Origin of the sequence: Pseudomonas laurylsulfatiphila (genome assembly GCF_002934665.1) — a bacterium.
Taxonomy (GTDB): Bacteria; Pseudomonadota; Gammaproteobacteria; order Pseudomonadales; family Pseudomonadaceae; genus Aquipseudomonas; species Aquipseudomonas laurylsulfatiphila.
This window is the reverse complement of record NZ_NIRS01000006.1, coordinates 233,170-247,948: the sequence shown is the minus strand read 5'-3', so window position 1 is coordinate 247,948 and position 14,779 is coordinate 233,170. Positions and strand designations below refer to the sequence as shown.

Here is a 14,779-nt window from a genome sequence, read left to right as displayed (position 1 = left end):
GCGGAGTTTAATACTCGGGTCTTTACTACCTGAATCGGTTCTAAGCCGATCCTTCAGGAGAAAACTAGATGAGCATAGTTCGGACAGCATTACCCTTGGTTCTGCTAACCAGTGTGTTGACTGGTTGCGCAGGTTTGCAGAAAACCGACTGGCCGACCTGTGCGGCGGTTGGTGGTGTCGTGGGTGCGGGCCTCGGTGCGACCGAAAGCTCGGCATGGGCAGGGTATGGTGCTCTGCTCGTCGGCGGTACGGCAGCGGCTTATTGCTGGGTGCACGGCGATGGCGACGAAGACGGCGACGGTGTGCCGGATAGTCGCGACAAGTGCCCGGGCACGCCTAAAGGCGTTCATGTCGATGCCAACGGTTGCCCACCACCAGCGCCTGTGGTCGAAGAGGCGGTTGTGGTCAAGGAAGAAACCATCGTCATTCGCGATGTTCACTTCCAGTTTGATAAAGCCACGCTTACCTCGTCCGATAAACAGGTCCTCGACAAGATTGCCACTCGCCTGAAAGCCGAAGCCCCGACTGCTCAACTGACCGTAACCGGTCATACCGACAGCGTGGGCAGCGACGCCTACAACCAGAAACTGTCGGATAAACGTGCTCACTCGGTGGTTGAATACCTCATCGAGCAAGGCGTACCTCGCAGCAGCTTCGTGTCGGTGGTCGGTGCCGGTGAAAGCCAGCCGGTTGCGGACAACAAAACCGCTGACGGTCGCGCACAGAACCGTCGTACGGAAATCAAAATCCAGCGTTAACCCCCCTCGCATCCGCGCCTTGTGCAGTCGCGGATGCGGGTCTTTACTCCTGTGTAACCGGTATGGGCCGGTGACACAGGAGCTTTCAATATGATCGTTCTCACAAGGACCGTCTTGCCGGTTCTGCTACTTGGCAGTCTCTTGACCGGCTGCGCGACCCACAGCGATGGCACTGCCCCCCTCAATCAACGCACCTGGCCAATCTGCAGCCTCATCGGCGGCCTGGTCGGCGGTGGCCTGGGCGCAATCGAGAGTGGCGCCTGGGCCGCGGGTGGGGCGGCGCTGGGTATCTTGTCCGGCGGTTTGATCTGCTATGCCCAGGATGGCGACGAAGACGGCGACGGCGTTTTCGACCGACGCGACCGTTGCGCTGATACTCCCGCCAATACCTCGGTCGACCATCACGGTTGCCCGGTGCCACAGTACCCGGACAGGGTCCAGACCGAGCCTGCGCAAACCGAAGTCATTACGCTGAGCGATGTACTGTTTGTCTTCAATCAATCCGACCTGACCCCGACGGCCAAGAGTCAACTGGATGCGTTGATGAGCAAGTTCGAGGATGCCGATGTGGTCAGCATCAAGGTGGTCGGCCATACCGACAGCGTGGGGTCGGATGCCTATAACCAGGCCTTGTCGGAGCGACGCGCCAGCAGCGTGGCGGAATACCTGATCAGCCAAGGTGTGGCGCCGAACAAAGTCACCAGCGAAGGCAGGGGCGAAAGTCAGCCGATTGCCGACAATGAAACGGAAGAAGGACGTGCGAAAAACCGTCGCGTAGAGCTGCATATAAACCGCTGAGCCAAGAGATAGAGCCGTCGAGCGACAGTTGTGAGCGCTGCGACGGCCGTTCGGCGGCCTTCATGAAGATTTTTCCATTGCCCTCTGGCTTATCCCGCGCGGAAGCCGTTACTGTGCGCCCAAACAATAATTCTCATCGGGGGAGCGTATGAAGGTCTTATGGGGGCTGGGGCGGTTATTGACCCTGCTGTTCTGGTTGGTGGTGCTGGTCAATCAGCTCACGCCATTTGTCTTTCCGCTGCACCTGTTGGTCAATCTGGCCGGCGGCCTGTTGGGGTTCATCCATCTTCTGGAAGCACTGTTGTGTTATCGCAGCCTGCGAGGTCGGGCCCATCCCTGGCTTGACCGCCTGAGGATCGTCATTTTCGGTGTATTCCACCTGCAAACCATTCCAGCCCCCAGCGCTTCGAAGGCTTCCCATGCGTAAACTCTGTCTGCTCGCCGCACTCATCAGTCCATTGGCCAGCGCACAGGTGGTGAGTGTCGAACCCAACTCGCTGATGCGCTTGCCCAACACCGCCAGCACCCTGCAACTGGAACGCCTGGAAGTGGCCGATTACGGCACTTTGCTGATTCCTTCGAACGTCACCGAAGTCACCGTGGGTGAGTTGCATCTGGGACGTGAAGCGCGCATCGCCATTGTGCCGGGAGAGCAGGCGCTGGCGCTGAAGGTCCGTCGCGCTGATTTGTCCGAAGGCAGCCAGATCACCGCGCGTGGCGCGCCCGGAACCTATCAGAAGGCCGCCCGCTCCGGGCGCAATCTTGATTTGCAGATCAAGACACTGAATGCACCGCAGTTGTTGGTGGACGCACGAGGCGGCGCAGGCGCACCGGGATTTGTCGGCCTGGATGGCGCCAACGGTCAGGACCCTGGCTGCACCTGGGGCCAGGCCGGTCGCGGTGCCGATGGCAGTGATGGCAGCAATGGTCAACCCGGCGCGCCGGGTGCGTTGGTCAAGTTGGCAGTGCCGCACGACTTTCCGGCAGACCGGATCAAGGTGCAGGTGGCTGGCGGCGCCGGTGGCCTGGCCGGCCCGGGCGGCAAGCCGGGGGCGGGCGGCAAGGCCAAGGGCTGCCTGGTCTACAAGGCCGATGGCGGCAAGAGCGGTAAACCTGGCGCCGACGGGCAGCCGGGGTCTGAAGGCGCCGCGGGTTCGGTGACGGTCCAGCGGTTGTAAGAAACGCCGAGAACCCTGTGGCGAGGGGGCTTGCCCCCGTTCGGCGGCGAAGCCGTCGCAAACCGGGCACCGCATACCTTCAGAGAAATTGCGGATACCGAATCTGGGTCGCTTCGCGACCCAGCGGGAGCAAGTTCCCTCGCCACAACAGCAACTCCGGCCACAGGTACTTCAAAACATCGGCCGAGCCGCCGCAATCGCCACCACCGCCAACCCCACCAACAGATTGATCCCCACCAACCGGCGAATCCGCCCCAGTATCGCAGCACCCGCCGGCCAATCCTGTCCGGCCACGGCGGTGCGCAGCTCCGGCAGCATCAGCGCCTGAATGCGGATAAACAGCGCGGTCATCACCACATACAGGCCCATCATCACTTGCACATAGCGCGGTGCGGCTTCAAAGCCGTTGAAGTGCATATGCAGCATGCCTACGCCAGTGACCGGCAACAGCACCACCGCCACCCAGACCCAGCGGAAAAAACCTTGAAACACTTCTACCCACAACTTCAGCCGGGCCGGGCCTTCAAGTGCCGTGATCGCGGCGGGGCGCAGGACCATCCAGGCGAAAAACATGCCGCCGACCCAGACCAGGGCCGCCAGTACATGCAGGCTATATATGAGGCTAAAAGGTGTCATTCGGGTACTCCGTTCTGCGCAGGATTCATTAGCGGGGTATGATAGCCGTCGATCCGAACCACTGAAAATTTATCCAGCGTTTTTTGCGCCCGACAATCCATGATCAGCACCGAACTCAAAACCACGATCCAGGGCGCCTACTCGCGTTTTCTCGAAGCCAAGAGCCTCAAGCCGCGCTACGGCCAACGCCTGATGATCGCCGAAATCGCCAAGGTCCTGGGTGACATCGACACCGACGACGAAGGCCGGCGCAGTGGCGACCCCGCGATTGTCGCGGTGGAAGCCGGTACCGGTACCGGCAAGACCGTGGCCTACAGCCTGGCGGCGATTCCCACGGCCAAGGCCGCCGGCAAGCGCCTGGTGATCGCCACGGCCACCGTGGCCCTGCAGGAGCAGATCGTCTACAAGGACTTGCCCGACCTGATGCGCAACAGCGGGCTGAACTTCAGCTTCGCCCTGGCCAAGGGGCGCGGGCGCTACATGTGCCTGTCCAAACTCGACATGTTGCTCCAGGAAGGCCACGCGCAGACGGCCACTGCGCAACTGTTCGAAGAAGAAGGCTTCAAGATCGAGGTCGACGAGGCCAGCCAGAAGCTGTTCACCAGCATGATCGAGAAGCTCGCCGGCAATAAGTGGGACGGCGACCGCGACAGTTGGTCCACCGCCCTGGAAGACGCCGACTGGGCGCGCCTGACCACCGATCACAGCCAGTGCACCAACCGTCATTGCCCGAACTTCGGCCAGTGCGCTTTCTACAAGGCCCGCGAAGGCATGGGCAAAGTCGACGTGATCGTCACCAACCACGACATGGTCCTGGCTGACCTGGCCCTGGGGGGCGGCGCCGTACTGCCGGACCCGCGCGACACCATCTACGTGTTCGACGAAGGCCATCACCTGCCGGACAAGGCCATCGGCCACTTCGCCCATTACACGCGCCTGCGCTCCACCGCCGACTGGCTGGAAACCACCGCCAAGAACCTCACCAAATTGCTCGCCCAGCACCCGTTGCCGGGCGACCTGGGCAAGTTGATCGAGCAGGTGCCGGAGCTGGCGCGGGAGATCAAGACCCAGCAGCAGTTCATGTTCACCGCGTGCGAGCAGATCGCCGATTTCAAACCCGGCGAAGACGTCGAAGGCCGCGAGCGCCCGCGTCACCGATTTGTCGGCGGGGTGATTCCCGAGCACATGCGTGAAATGGGCATCGAACTGAAGAAAGGCTTCGCACGGCTGACCGACTTGTTCACCCGCCTGACCGAGCTGCTCAAGGAAGGCATGGACGGCGAGGTCAACATTGGCATCGCCAGCAACCAGGCTGAAGAGTGGTACCCGCTGTTCGGCAGCCTGTTGTCGCGTTCTTCCGGTAACTGGGAGCTGTGGACCGCCTTCACCGTCGAAGACCCGGAAGACAACCCACCCATGGCCCGCTGGCTGACCCTGGCCGAAAGCGGATCGCTGTTCGACATCGAGGTCAACGCCAGTCCCATCCTCGCGGCGGAAATGCTTCGCCGTAATCTGTGGAACGTGGCGTATGGCTGCCTGGTGACGTCGGCGACCTTGACTGCCCTCGGTACCTTCGACCGCTTCCGCATGCGTGCCGGACTGCCGAAAAAAGCCGTGACGGCGGTGGTGCCAAGCCCGTTCCATCATGCCGACGCCGGTGTGCTGCGGGTGCCGAACCTGAACGCCGATCCCCGTGATGCAGCGGCACATACCGCGGCGATCATTCGTGACCTGCCGGAACTGGTCGAGGGCTCGCGGGGCACGTTGGTGCTGTTTTCCTCGCGCAAACAGATGCAGGACGTGTTCGATGGCCTGGACCGCGACTGGCGCAAGCAAGTGTTCATTCAGGGCAACCTGTCGAAACAGGAGACCCTGAACAAGCACAAGGCGCGGGTCGATGGCGGGGATTCCAGCGTGCTGTTCGGCCTGGCGAGCTTCGCCGAAGGGGTCGACTTGCCCGGTGCCTATTGCGAGCACGTGGTCATTGCCAAGATTCCATTCTCGGTACCCGATGATCCCGTCGAAGCGGCGCTGTCGGAATGGATCGAAGCCCGGGGCGGCAATCCATTCATGGAAATCTCCGTACCGGACGCCTCGCTGAAACTGGTCCAGGCCTGCGGTCGCTTGCTGCGCACCGAAGAAGACCGCGGCACCATCACCTTGCTCGACCGGCGCCTGGTGACCCAGCGCTATGGCAAAGCCATCCTCAACGCGTTGCCGCCGTTCCGTCGAGAAATTTCCTGAAGCACCGGTGGGCAGTTTTGCCCACCGCGTTGTCTATCTCTCTGCCACCGCTTTTTCACTGGCCCATTGAAGGTCGTTAGGGAGAATTTCGTTCTCATGATTTGCCGTTCGTTGCCTGCCGTATTTGCCCTGTTGTTCGCAACACCGCTGTTGGCCGCACCTGCCAGCCAGCAGACGCTGTTCAACTTCGTGCGCCCCGCCGACGTGGTCCAGGTGGCGACACAGGACGCCAGCCTGCCGCAATCCAACGCCGAGCAAACTCCTGAAGGCGAAGTGCTGCGCCGGGTGACCTTCAACCCGGTCGCCCGGCCGACGTTGCGCCTGGCCCCGCAAACCGGTGCCTGGGACTGGTCGCAGTCGGGCGTCATGAGCCTGCGAATCCAGAGCGCGATGAACTGGGCGCTGACCCTGTATGTGACCATCCAGAGCAACGACGGCAAGACCCTGGTCAGTCGCGTCGATCTGCCGGCCGGGCCTGCGCAAACCCTGTTGGTGCCGCTGCAAGCAACATCGCCGTTGAGCCAGGGCATGAAGGCCGGCCCGCCGATGCCGATGACCGTTGAGGGCCAGCGTGTGTTGCTGGCCAGCAGCGCCGGTGAGCTGGATCGCAGCCAGGTGGTGTCCGTGACGTTGTCGATGGACCAGCCCAAAGCCGCGCAAAGCATCCTGCTGGAGCGCTTTGGTGTGCAGGACAGTGAGTCGGTCAGCCAGGCCGTGTATGGCGGGTTGGTGGATGCGTACGGCCAGTCGACCCGGGCCAAATGGCCGGAAAAAGTCAGCAACGACGAGCAGCTCAAAAGCGCCGCCGCCAAGGAACAGCAACAACTGAAAACCTGGCTGGCTGAGCGCGAGAAGTCTTCCCTGGACAAGTTCGGTGGTTTGAGCAAAGGCCCGTCATTCAAGGCCAGCGGCTTTTTCCGCACGGAGAAGCGCAACGGTCGATGGTATCTGGTGACGCCTGAAGGCCACCCGTTCTATTCCCTTGGGGTCAATACCGTGGCCCCGGATGTCAACCAGACCTATGTGGCCGGTCGCGAGTGGATGTTCGAATCCCTGCCCAAGGCTGACGAGGTGCTGGCCAGCCACTACGGCGAAGGCGACAATCGTGGCGGCAATGGTGCCGATCAAGGGCGCGGCTACAATGCCGGGCGCTGGTACGACTTCTACGGTGCCAACCTGCAGCGTCTGTATGGCGATCCTTGCGCGTTGGGCAGCGAAACCAAAGCGGGCGTCGCCGCTGCGGCCAAGGCGGATGCGGTTGAAGCGACAGCGACCAAGGCTGCGGAGCAACCCGTCGCTCCTGCAACCGCCGAGTCCGGCGTCGCCGAAGCCGCCAAGACTGAAGCGACGGTAGCAACAGCGGCACAGCCAACATCGGTCGAACCGTGCAAAGCGTTGTTCGACGAGCAACGCTGGGCCAGCCACACCCTTGATCGCCTGCAGGCCTGGGGCTTCAACACCATCGGCAACTGGAGCGCCCCGGTACTGGGCAACGCCGATCGCGTGCCATACACCTTGCCGCTGTCGATCGTCGGCGACTACGCCAGCATCAGCACCGGTACCGACTGGTGGGGCGGCATGCCCGACCCGTTCGACCCGCGTTTTGCCATGGCCACCGAGCGTGCAGTGGCGATTGCCGCCCGCGACCATCGTGACGATCCGTGGCTGATCGGTTACTACGCCGACAACGAACTGGCCTGGGCCGGTCCCGGGGATGATCCGAAAGCCCGTTATGCCCTGGCCTACGGCACCTTGAAAATGACCACCGACGTGCCGGCCAAACGTGCATTCCTCAAGCAACTGCGGGACAAGTACCGCAATCAGGCGGGCCTGTCGAATGCCTGGGGCATTGATCTGCCCGCCTGGGAACTGATGGAGGATCCGGGATTCGTGCCACCGCTGCCGAGCGCCGAGCACCCGGAAATCGAAGCCGACTTCAAATACTTCCAGAAGGTCTTCGCCGACACTTACTTCAAGACCATCTCCGACTCACTCAAGTGGCACGCACCAAACCAGTTGCTGCTCGGTGGCCGTTTCGCCATCAGCACGCCGGAAGCCGTGGAGTCCTGCGCCCAGTATTGCGACGTGCTGAGCTTCAACATGTACACCCTGCAACCCCAGGATGGTTACGACTTCGCCAAGTTGCGCAGTCTCGACAAACCGGTGCTGATCACCGAGTTCAATGTCGGTTCGACTGATCGTGGGCCGTTCTGGGGCGGCGTCACGCCGTTGGCGAAAGAGGAGGACCGTGGTACGGCGTATACCAACTTCCTCAAGCAGGCAATGAGCGAGCCGTCGATTGTCGGTGTTCATTGGTTCCAGTACCTCGATCAACCGGTCACCGGGCGCTTGCTTGACGGTGAAAACGGTCACTTCGGGTTGGTGGGCATCACGGATCTGCCGTTCCAGGGCTTTGTCGACAGCGTGCGCAAGAGCAACCTGGCGACGGTCGAACAATTGGGCAAAGAGGCCGGGAAGGCTACGGCTGACGCCGACAAAGCCAGCCACGATGCGGAGGGCGGTCGCAAGGCCGAGGCCGGCAAGGGGCCGGGGAAGGGCGCGGGTGGGCATTCCGGCAAAGGTCATTAAAAGCTGAAACCCTGTGGCGAGGGGGCTTGCCCCCGTTGGAGCGCGCAGCGCTCCTACATTTTTCGGCCGCGGCGAAACAACCGCCCAGCCCGCCCCTGTTCCCAAAACCCTCAAGGGCTGGAACAATGCCCGCCACTTTGTAGAGCGTTAATCCGGAGAGTTGCGGGTGCAGATTCAGGGTCATTACGAGCTTAAGTTCGAAGCGGTGCGAGAGGCTTTCGCGGCGCTGTTCGACGATCCCCAGGAGCGTGGCGCAGCATTGTGCATTCAGATTGGTGGCGAAACCGTCCTCGATCTGTGGGCAGGCACCGCCGACAAGGACGGGGCCGAGGCCTGGCATAGTGATACCATCGCTAACCTGTTCTCCTGCACCAAGACCTTTACCGCCGTCACCGCGCTGCAACTGGTGGCCGAAGGCAAGCTGCAACTGGATGCGCCGGTGGCGCGCTACTGGCCCGAATTTGCCGCTGCCGGCAAAGCGTCCGTCACCTTGCGTCAACTGCTCTGCCATCAAGCCGGCCTTCCGGCATTGCGTGAGTTGCTGGCCCCCGAAGCCCTCTACGACTGGCAAACCATGGTCGACGCCCTGGCTGCCGAAACGCCGTGGTGGACGCCGGGCGAAGGCCACGGGTACGCGGCGATCACTTATGGCTGGCTGGTCGGCGAATTGCTGCGCCGTGCCGATGGTCGTGGACCGGGGGAATCCATTGTCGCGCGGGTCGCCAAACCGTTGGGCCTGGACTTCCATGTGGGGCTGGCCGACGAAGAGTTCCATCGCGTGGCCCACATTGCGCGGGGCAAGGGCAATGTCGGCGATGCCGCCGCCCAGCGCCTGCTGCAAGTGACCATGCGTGAGCCAACGGCCATGACGACCCGGGCGTTCACCAACCCACCGTCGATCATGACCAGCACCAACAAACCCGAGTGGCGACGCATGCAGCAGCCGGCCGCCAATGGCCATGGCAATGCCCGTAGCCTGGCCGGCTTCTACGCCGGCCTGCTCGACGGCAGCCTGCTGGAAAGCGAAATGCTCGATGAGTTGACTCGTGAGCACAGCCTCGGCGAGGACAAGACTTTACTGACCCGGACCCGTTTCGGCCTGGGTTGCATGCTCGATCAACCGGACGTTGCCAATGCCACCTTCGGCCTTGGCCCGCGGGCGTTTGGTCATCCGGGTGCCGGCGGCTCCATCGGCTTTGCCGACCCGGAGCACGATGTAGCCTTCGGATTTGTGACAAATACCCTGGGCCCCTACGTCTTGATGGACCCGCGCGCGCAAAAGCTGGTGCGGGTTCTGGCCACTTGTCTGTAAAAGCGGCTGTCGGTCCCCAGGGCTGGAACCCGATAGCCTTTTCAGTTTCAAACCGTCAGTTTGTGCGGGCCGACGTGGCCTGATTTTTTCGACTTCATTTTTGTGGATATCCAATGTCATCCAATAAAACCCTCGCTTTGGCCCTGTGCTTCGCCATTACCGGTTGCGCACAGACTCCACAGAAAGACGCGACGGCACCTGTCGCCAAGACTGAAAGCGCCAGCCACTGGTACTGGCCGTTCGGTTCCGACGACAGCGCCGGCAAGCCCGTGGCCAAGCCGGAAGTGAAACCTGAAGTCAAACCCGTGGCGGTGGCCAAGGCCGAAACCGATAGCGGCAGCAAGTGGTGGTGGCCGTTCGGCAGTAACGAGCAGAGTGCCGCCAAGGCCGTGCCGATGCCCGACCCGAAGGTCACCCAGGCCTGGCTTGACGACTACGAACCGCGTCTGCGCGAGGCGGTCAAGGACAGCAACCTGCAACTCGAGCGCCGCGAAAACGTGCTGGTGGTGACGGCGCCGGTCGAAGGCTCGTTCAACCCTGATCGTCCGGCCATGCTGCTGCCGGTCACGCTCGGTCCGTTTACCCGCGTTGCCAAGATCCTTGAAGCCGATCCAAAGACCGCTGTGTTGATCCTCGGCCACAGCGATACGTCCGGCGCGGCGCCTGCCAACGTCAAACTGAGCCAGGAACGCGCCCAGGCCGTTGCGGCGATTTTCCGTCTCAGTGGTTTGCAGCGTGATCGCCTGATGCTGCGTGGCCTGGGTGGTGATGCGCCGCGTGCCGCCAACGACAGCGTGCAAGGGCGTGCGCTGAACCGCCGCGTGGAACTGCTGGTGACCCCGCAGAACACCATGGTCGCGCTGCTGAGCAAGTACAACATGCCGGCCCCAGCCCCTGTGAGCATGGTTGCAGCCGCTGACGTCAAACCGGTCGCCAAGCCGGTGACACCAGCCCCGGCGACTAAAAAGGCTGCTGTTCCAGCGACGAAAAAAGCCCCGGCGAAAAAAGCGGCGGCCAAGAAAGCACCTGCGAAAACCGCAACGCCGGCGAAGAAAACCACGCCAGCCAAAGCCTCCACGGCTGACAAGAAAGTCGCCGCCACTGATACTGCAAAGCAGTGATTCGTTAACCAAAAGGAATGCGCCATGACCCAGGGCCTGGCTGATATGCGTCGTGACTACACCCGTGACGGCCTGACCGAGGCACAAGCCCCGGCCGAGCCGTTTGCGCTGTTCCACCAGTGGTTCGCCGACGCGGTGAAAACCGAGCAGGCGCCGGTAGAAGCCAACGCCATGACCCTGGCCACCGTCGACCAGGACGGTCGACCGCACTGTCGCATTCTGTTGCTCAAGGGCCTGGACGAGCAGGGCTTCACCTTTTTCACCAACTACGAAAGCGCCAAGGGCCAGCACCTGGCCGCGAATCCGTTCGCGGCCATGACGTTTTTCTGGCCGGCGCTGGAGCGCCAGGTGCGCATCGAAGGGCGGGTGGTGAAAGTGACGCCCGAGGAGTCCGACGCCTATTATCAGGTCCGTCCATTGGGCAGTCGCCTGGGGGCCTGGGCATCGCCGCAGAGCCGGGTGATCGCCGATCGTGGCGAGCTCGAAGCGCTGCTCAAGGACACCGAGCAACGTTTCAGCGACACCCAGCCCCATTGCCCGGAACACTGGGGCGGTTATCGCCTGTTGCCGGAGCGCATCGAGTTCTGGCAGGGCCGCCCAAGCCGCCTGCACGACCGCCTCAATTACCGCCAGCAGGGCGCCAACTGGATTCTTGAACGTCTGGCACCCTGAGCAGTCTACCGATCGGGATAGCCTGCCTCAGCGGCCTCCAGCCACTTCGGCAGGTCTCGACGCTTGATTTTCTGCGTCTGGGCACTCGCCAACTGTTCGAGCATGAAGGCCTTTTTCTGCTCGTCCTTGCCCGCCAGCGCTAGCGCCAGGTCGCGGTCCATCCAGCGTTTGATCCGCACGTACAGCCACCAGTGGAAGTACAGTCCAGCGACGGTAGTAACGAAAATGATAAAGTAGTCCATGAAAATCCTTGGCCGGTGGGGCAGTTTTCCGATTTTGCCGCTACTGTGTGAGTTCGTGGAGGCACCTTAACGGAGCCTGAATCAAAGCAATTTTACCCGGGCGGTGCCGTGACAGGCGTCAAGCTGCGGGGTTTAATGAACATCTGTTTCTTTGGAGTTGATGCTATGCGTAAGTCTGTTCTGCTGGTTGCTTCCTTTTCCACGATGGCGATGTTGCTCACTGGTTGCCAATCGAGCCTGACCGGTGACTCCTACTCCCGTGACGAGGCGCGTCGCGTGCAGACCGTTCGCATGGGTACCATCGAAGCATTGCGCCCGGTGAAAATCGAAGGCACCAAAACCCCGATCGGCGGCGCTGCCGGCGCAGTGGTTGGCGGCGTTGGCGGCAGCGCCATCGGTGGCGGCAAAGGCAGTATCGTTGCTGCGGTCATCGGCGCAGTCGCTGGCGGCCTGATCGGTTCGGCCGCAGAAGAGGGCATGACCCGCACCCAGGGCGTGGAAATCACCGTGCGCGAAGACGATGGCAGCATGCGCGCCTACGTTCAGGAAGTTCAGCCGAACGAAGTGTTCCGTGTTGGCGAGCGTGTGCGCATCGCCAGTGTGAATGGCACCAGCCGCGTTTCGCACTAAGCGCAAACACCGGATAAACAAAAACCCGATCAGGTGACTGATCGGGTTTTTTGTTTTCGCGGTTTATCAGGGGGCCAGACCGGAGCTCTTGCGACTCGCCATCGCCGTCACCGCATAGCCGATCAGCGCGGCAAGAATCGAACCGGTCAGGATCCCCATGCGATCCATTCCGGCGAAATCACTAACGCCCGGTTCAAAGGCCAGCGAGCCGACAAACAGACTCATGGTGAAACCGATACCGCAGAGAATCGCTACGCCCAGTATCTGGCCCCAATTGGCGCCTTGGGGCAGGGCGGCGATACCGGTTTTCACGGCCAGCCAGGTCAGGCCGAAGACACCGACAGTCTTGCCCAGCAGCAGCCCGATGGCGATGCCCATGGGAACGTGATGAGTGAAGCTTTCGACGGTGACGCCGCTCAGGGACAGGCCGGCGTTGGCGAAGGCGAACAGCGGCAGGATGCCGTAGGCGACCCACGGGTGCAGGGCGTGTTCCAGGCTCAGCAGTGGCGAAGGCTCGGCATTTTTTGTGCGCAGCGGAATGCAGAAGGCTAGGGTCACGCCGGCCAGCGTAGCGTGGACACCGCTCTTGAGCACGCAGACCCAGAGGATCAGGCCAATGATCATGTACGGCCCGAGCTTGACTACACCAAGCCGGTTCATCCCGATCAGCGCCGCAATACAGGCTGCGGCCAGCGCCAAGGACAGGGTCGACAGCGCACCGGAATAGAAGATCGCAATGATGATGATCGCGCCGAGGTCGTCGATGATCGCCAGGGTCATCAGGAACAGTTTCAGCGAGACCGGAACCCGTTTGCCAAGCAGCGCCAGCACGCCAAGGGCAAAGGCAATGTCGGTCGCGGTCGGGATAGCCCAGCCGTTGAGGGCCGGTGGCGTGTCGCGGTTGAGGTACCAGTAGATCAGCGCCGGCACCACCATGCCGCCAATGGCCGCCGCGCCAGGCAGGACGATTTGCGAAGGCTTGGACAACTGGCCGTCGAGGACTTCGCGCTTCACTTCCAGGCCGATCAGCAGGAAGAACAGCGCCATCAGGCCGTCGTTGATCCATAGCAGCAACGGCTTGGCGATTTTCAGTGCGCCGATCTGGGCCACCACCGGAGTGTCCAGCAGGCCGTTGTACAGCCACGACAGCGGTGAGTTGTTGATGATCAGAGCCAGAACGGCAGCGGCGATCAGTAACAGACCGCTGGCAGCTTCCAACTGAAAGAAACGCGTGAAAGTGCTACGCAGAGGCAAGGTCGCTCTCCATCTGTGAATTCAAAAGGTGTTACACCCTAACAAGTACCGTTAGTTGTTAAAACAAAAGTTATATTCTTTTTTGTTATATCCCGTTACAGAGTGATCCGTCGCCAGCGAGCTGAGCCTAGCAGTTGTCGGACGTATTGGATCTCAGCTGTACCTGTGCCGGATGCAGGATTTTTCCTAAGCTTGTTGGATGGGCCTCGTACAAAGGCCAACTCCTGCCCGATTCAACGAGAAAACCATCATGAGCGACAATCGACAGTGGTCCCGCGAGGCGATCCGGATCATCGAAGCCGATTTCCAGCGCAGCGCCGACACCCACTTGATCCCCTTGCCGCTCCCGGGTTTTCCGGGCATCGAGTTGTATTTCAAGGATGAGTCCAGCCACCCCACGGGCAGCCTCAAGCACCGCCTGGCCCGTTCGCTGTTCCTGTATGCGCTGTGTAACGGCTGGCTCAAACCCGGTGCGCCGGTCATTGAGGCTTCCAGCGGGTCCACGGCGATCTCCGAGGCGTACTTTGCGCGCATGCTGGGCTTGCCGTTCATTGCGGTGATGCCGGCAACGACCTCAAAGGAAAAGATCGCGCAGATCGCCTTCTACGGTGGCCAAAGTCATCTGGTCGACGACCCGACCCAGATCTACGCCGAATCCGAGCGCCTGGCTCGTGAGCACGACGGGCACTTCATCGATCAGTTCACCTACGCCGAGCGCGCCACCGACTGGCGAGCGAACAACAACATTGCCGAGTCGATTTTTCAGCAGATGCGATTCGAGCAGCATCCCGAGCCGAGCTGGCTGATTTCCAGCCCCGGTACCGGAGGCACCACGGCCACACTGGGTCGCTACGTGCGTTATCGTCAGCATTGCACCCGCGTGCTGTGTGCCGATGCCGAGCGTTCGGTGTTCTTTGATTACTACCAGACTGGCGATGCCAGCCTGCGACTGGACCACGGTTCGCGCATCGAGGGCATCGGCCGGCCGCGTGTGGAAGCGTCGTTTCTGCCCAAGGTGATCGACGCCATGGTCAAGGTGCCGGATGCCCTGTCACTGGCGGCCATGCACTACCTGGCGGAACGCCTGGGGCGTCATGTGGGCGGGTCGAGCGGGACCAATCTGATCGGCGCCTTGATGGCCGCTCAGCATATGAAAGCGGCAGGGGAGACGGGGTCGATGGTGGCGATTCTGTGTGACAGCGGCGAACGCTACGCCACGACCTATTACGATCTGCAGTGGCTCAAGGCCCAGGGCTATGAGTTGAGTGGTTTGATGGCTGCGGTCGCGGCGACGGTGGAGCGGGGTGAGCCGCTGCCGGCGAGCGTGCTGCGCGCCAATATCTGA

14 protein-coding genes are annotated in these 14,779 nt (G+C 61.9%); 11 read left to right on the top strand and 3 right to left on the bottom strand.

Annotated elements, in window-relative coordinates:
- The first annotated feature begins 68 nt into the window (after window positions 1–68).
- From CD175_RS23395 to CD175_RS23380, 4 genes are all read left to right on the top strand, one after another.
- Complete coding sequence (locus CD175_RS23395; RefSeq protein ID WP_104450637.1) at window positions 69–758, top strand: PA1041 family peptidoglycan-binding anchor lipoprotein; 690 nt, start codon at window positions 69–71, stop codon at window positions 756–758.
- Window positions 759–848: 90 nt separating this feature from the next.
- Complete coding sequence (locus tag CD175_RS23390; RefSeq protein ID WP_104450636.1) at window positions 849–1,556, top strand: PA1041 family peptidoglycan-binding anchor lipoprotein; 708 nt, start codon at window positions 849–851, stop codon at window positions 1,554–1,556.
- 148 nt (window positions 1,557–1,704) lie between these two features.
- Entirely contained in the window at window positions 1,705–1,983 is a 279-nt protein-coding gene (locus tag CD175_RS23385) for a DUF1145 domain-containing protein (protein WP_104450635.1), read from the top strand.
- The gene (locus CD175_RS23380) at window positions 1,976–2,734 is read left to right on the top strand and encodes a hypothetical protein (protein ID WP_104450634.1); all 759 of its coding nucleotides are present in this window, start codon (window positions 1,976–1,978) and stop codon (window positions 2,732–2,734) included. The genes CD175_RS23385 and CD175_RS23380 overlap by 8 nt, the downstream gene beginning before the upstream one ends.
- 171 nt (window positions 2,735–2,905) lie before the next feature.
- On the opposite strand, the gene CD175_RS23375 is transcribed toward CD175_RS23380, so the two are convergent.
- Entirely contained in the window at window positions 2,906–3,370 is a 465-nt protein-coding gene (locus tag CD175_RS23375; RefSeq protein WP_104450633.1) for a CopD family protein, read from the bottom strand.
- A gap of 99 nt (window positions 3,371–3,469) precedes the next feature.
- Between CD175_RS23375 and dinG the strand changes: the two genes are divergently transcribed.
- From dinG to pdxH, 5 genes are all read left to right on the top strand, one after another.
- Complete coding sequence (gene dinG, locus CD175_RS23370) at window positions 3,470–5,614, top strand: ATP-dependent DNA helicase DinG (protein WP_104450632.1); 2,145 nt, start codon at window positions 3,470–3,472, stop codon at window positions 5,612–5,614.
- Window positions 5,615–5,710: 96 nt separating this feature from the next.
- Complete coding sequence (locus CD175_RS23365; protein ID WP_104450631.1) at window positions 5,711–8,203, top strand: beta-galactosidase; 2,493 nt, start codon at window positions 5,711–5,713, stop codon at window positions 8,201–8,203.
- 166 nt (window positions 8,204–8,369) lie between these two features.
- Entirely contained in the window at window positions 8,370–9,515 is a 1,146-nt protein-coding gene (locus CD175_RS23360) for a serine hydrolase domain-containing protein (protein ID WP_104450630.1), read from the top strand.
- 113 nt (window positions 9,516–9,628) lie between these two features.
- On the top strand, window positions 9,629–10,636 hold the full coding sequence (locus tag CD175_RS23355; RefSeq protein ID WP_104450629.1) for an OmpA family protein: 1,008 nt from the start codon (window positions 9,629–9,631) through the stop codon (window positions 10,634–10,636).
- Between the two features lie 24 nt (window positions 10,637–10,660).
- Window positions 10,661–11,308, top strand: coding sequence for a pyridoxamine 5'-phosphate oxidase (gene pdxH / locus CD175_RS23350; RefSeq protein ID WP_104450628.1), 648 nt, complete (start codon window positions 10,661–10,663; stop codon window positions 11,306–11,308).
- Between the two features lie 5 nt (window positions 11,309–11,313).
- Here pdxH and CD175_RS23345 read toward each other — a convergent pair whose 3' ends face one another.
- Entirely contained in the window at window positions 11,314–11,550 is a 237-nt protein-coding gene (locus CD175_RS23345) for a hypothetical protein (protein WP_104450627.1), read from the bottom strand.
- A gap of 165 nt (window positions 11,551–11,715) precedes the next feature.
- Between CD175_RS23345 and CD175_RS23340 the strand changes: the two genes are divergently transcribed.
- A complete protein-coding gene (locus CD175_RS23340; RefSeq protein ID WP_007971612.1) occupies window positions 11,716–12,180 on the top strand; it encodes an outer membrane lipoprotein in 465 nt (154 codons plus the stop codon).
- 66 nt (window positions 12,181–12,246) lie between these two features.
- Here CD175_RS23340 and nhaA read toward each other — a convergent pair whose 3' ends face one another.
- Window positions 12,247–13,434, bottom strand: a complete 1,188-nt coding sequence (gene nhaA, locus CD175_RS23335; protein ID WP_104450626.1) for a Na+/H+ antiporter NhaA — start codon at window positions 13,432–13,434, stop codon at window positions 12,247–12,249.
- 247 nt (window positions 13,435–13,681) lie between these two features.
- Here nhaA and CD175_RS23330 point away from each other — a divergent pair, with 247 nt between their 5' ends.
- The gene (locus CD175_RS23330; protein WP_205886352.1) at window positions 13,682–14,779 is read left to right on the top strand and encodes a PLP-dependent cysteine synthase family protein; all 1,098 of its coding nucleotides are present in this window, start codon (window positions 13,682–13,684) and stop codon (window positions 14,777–14,779) included.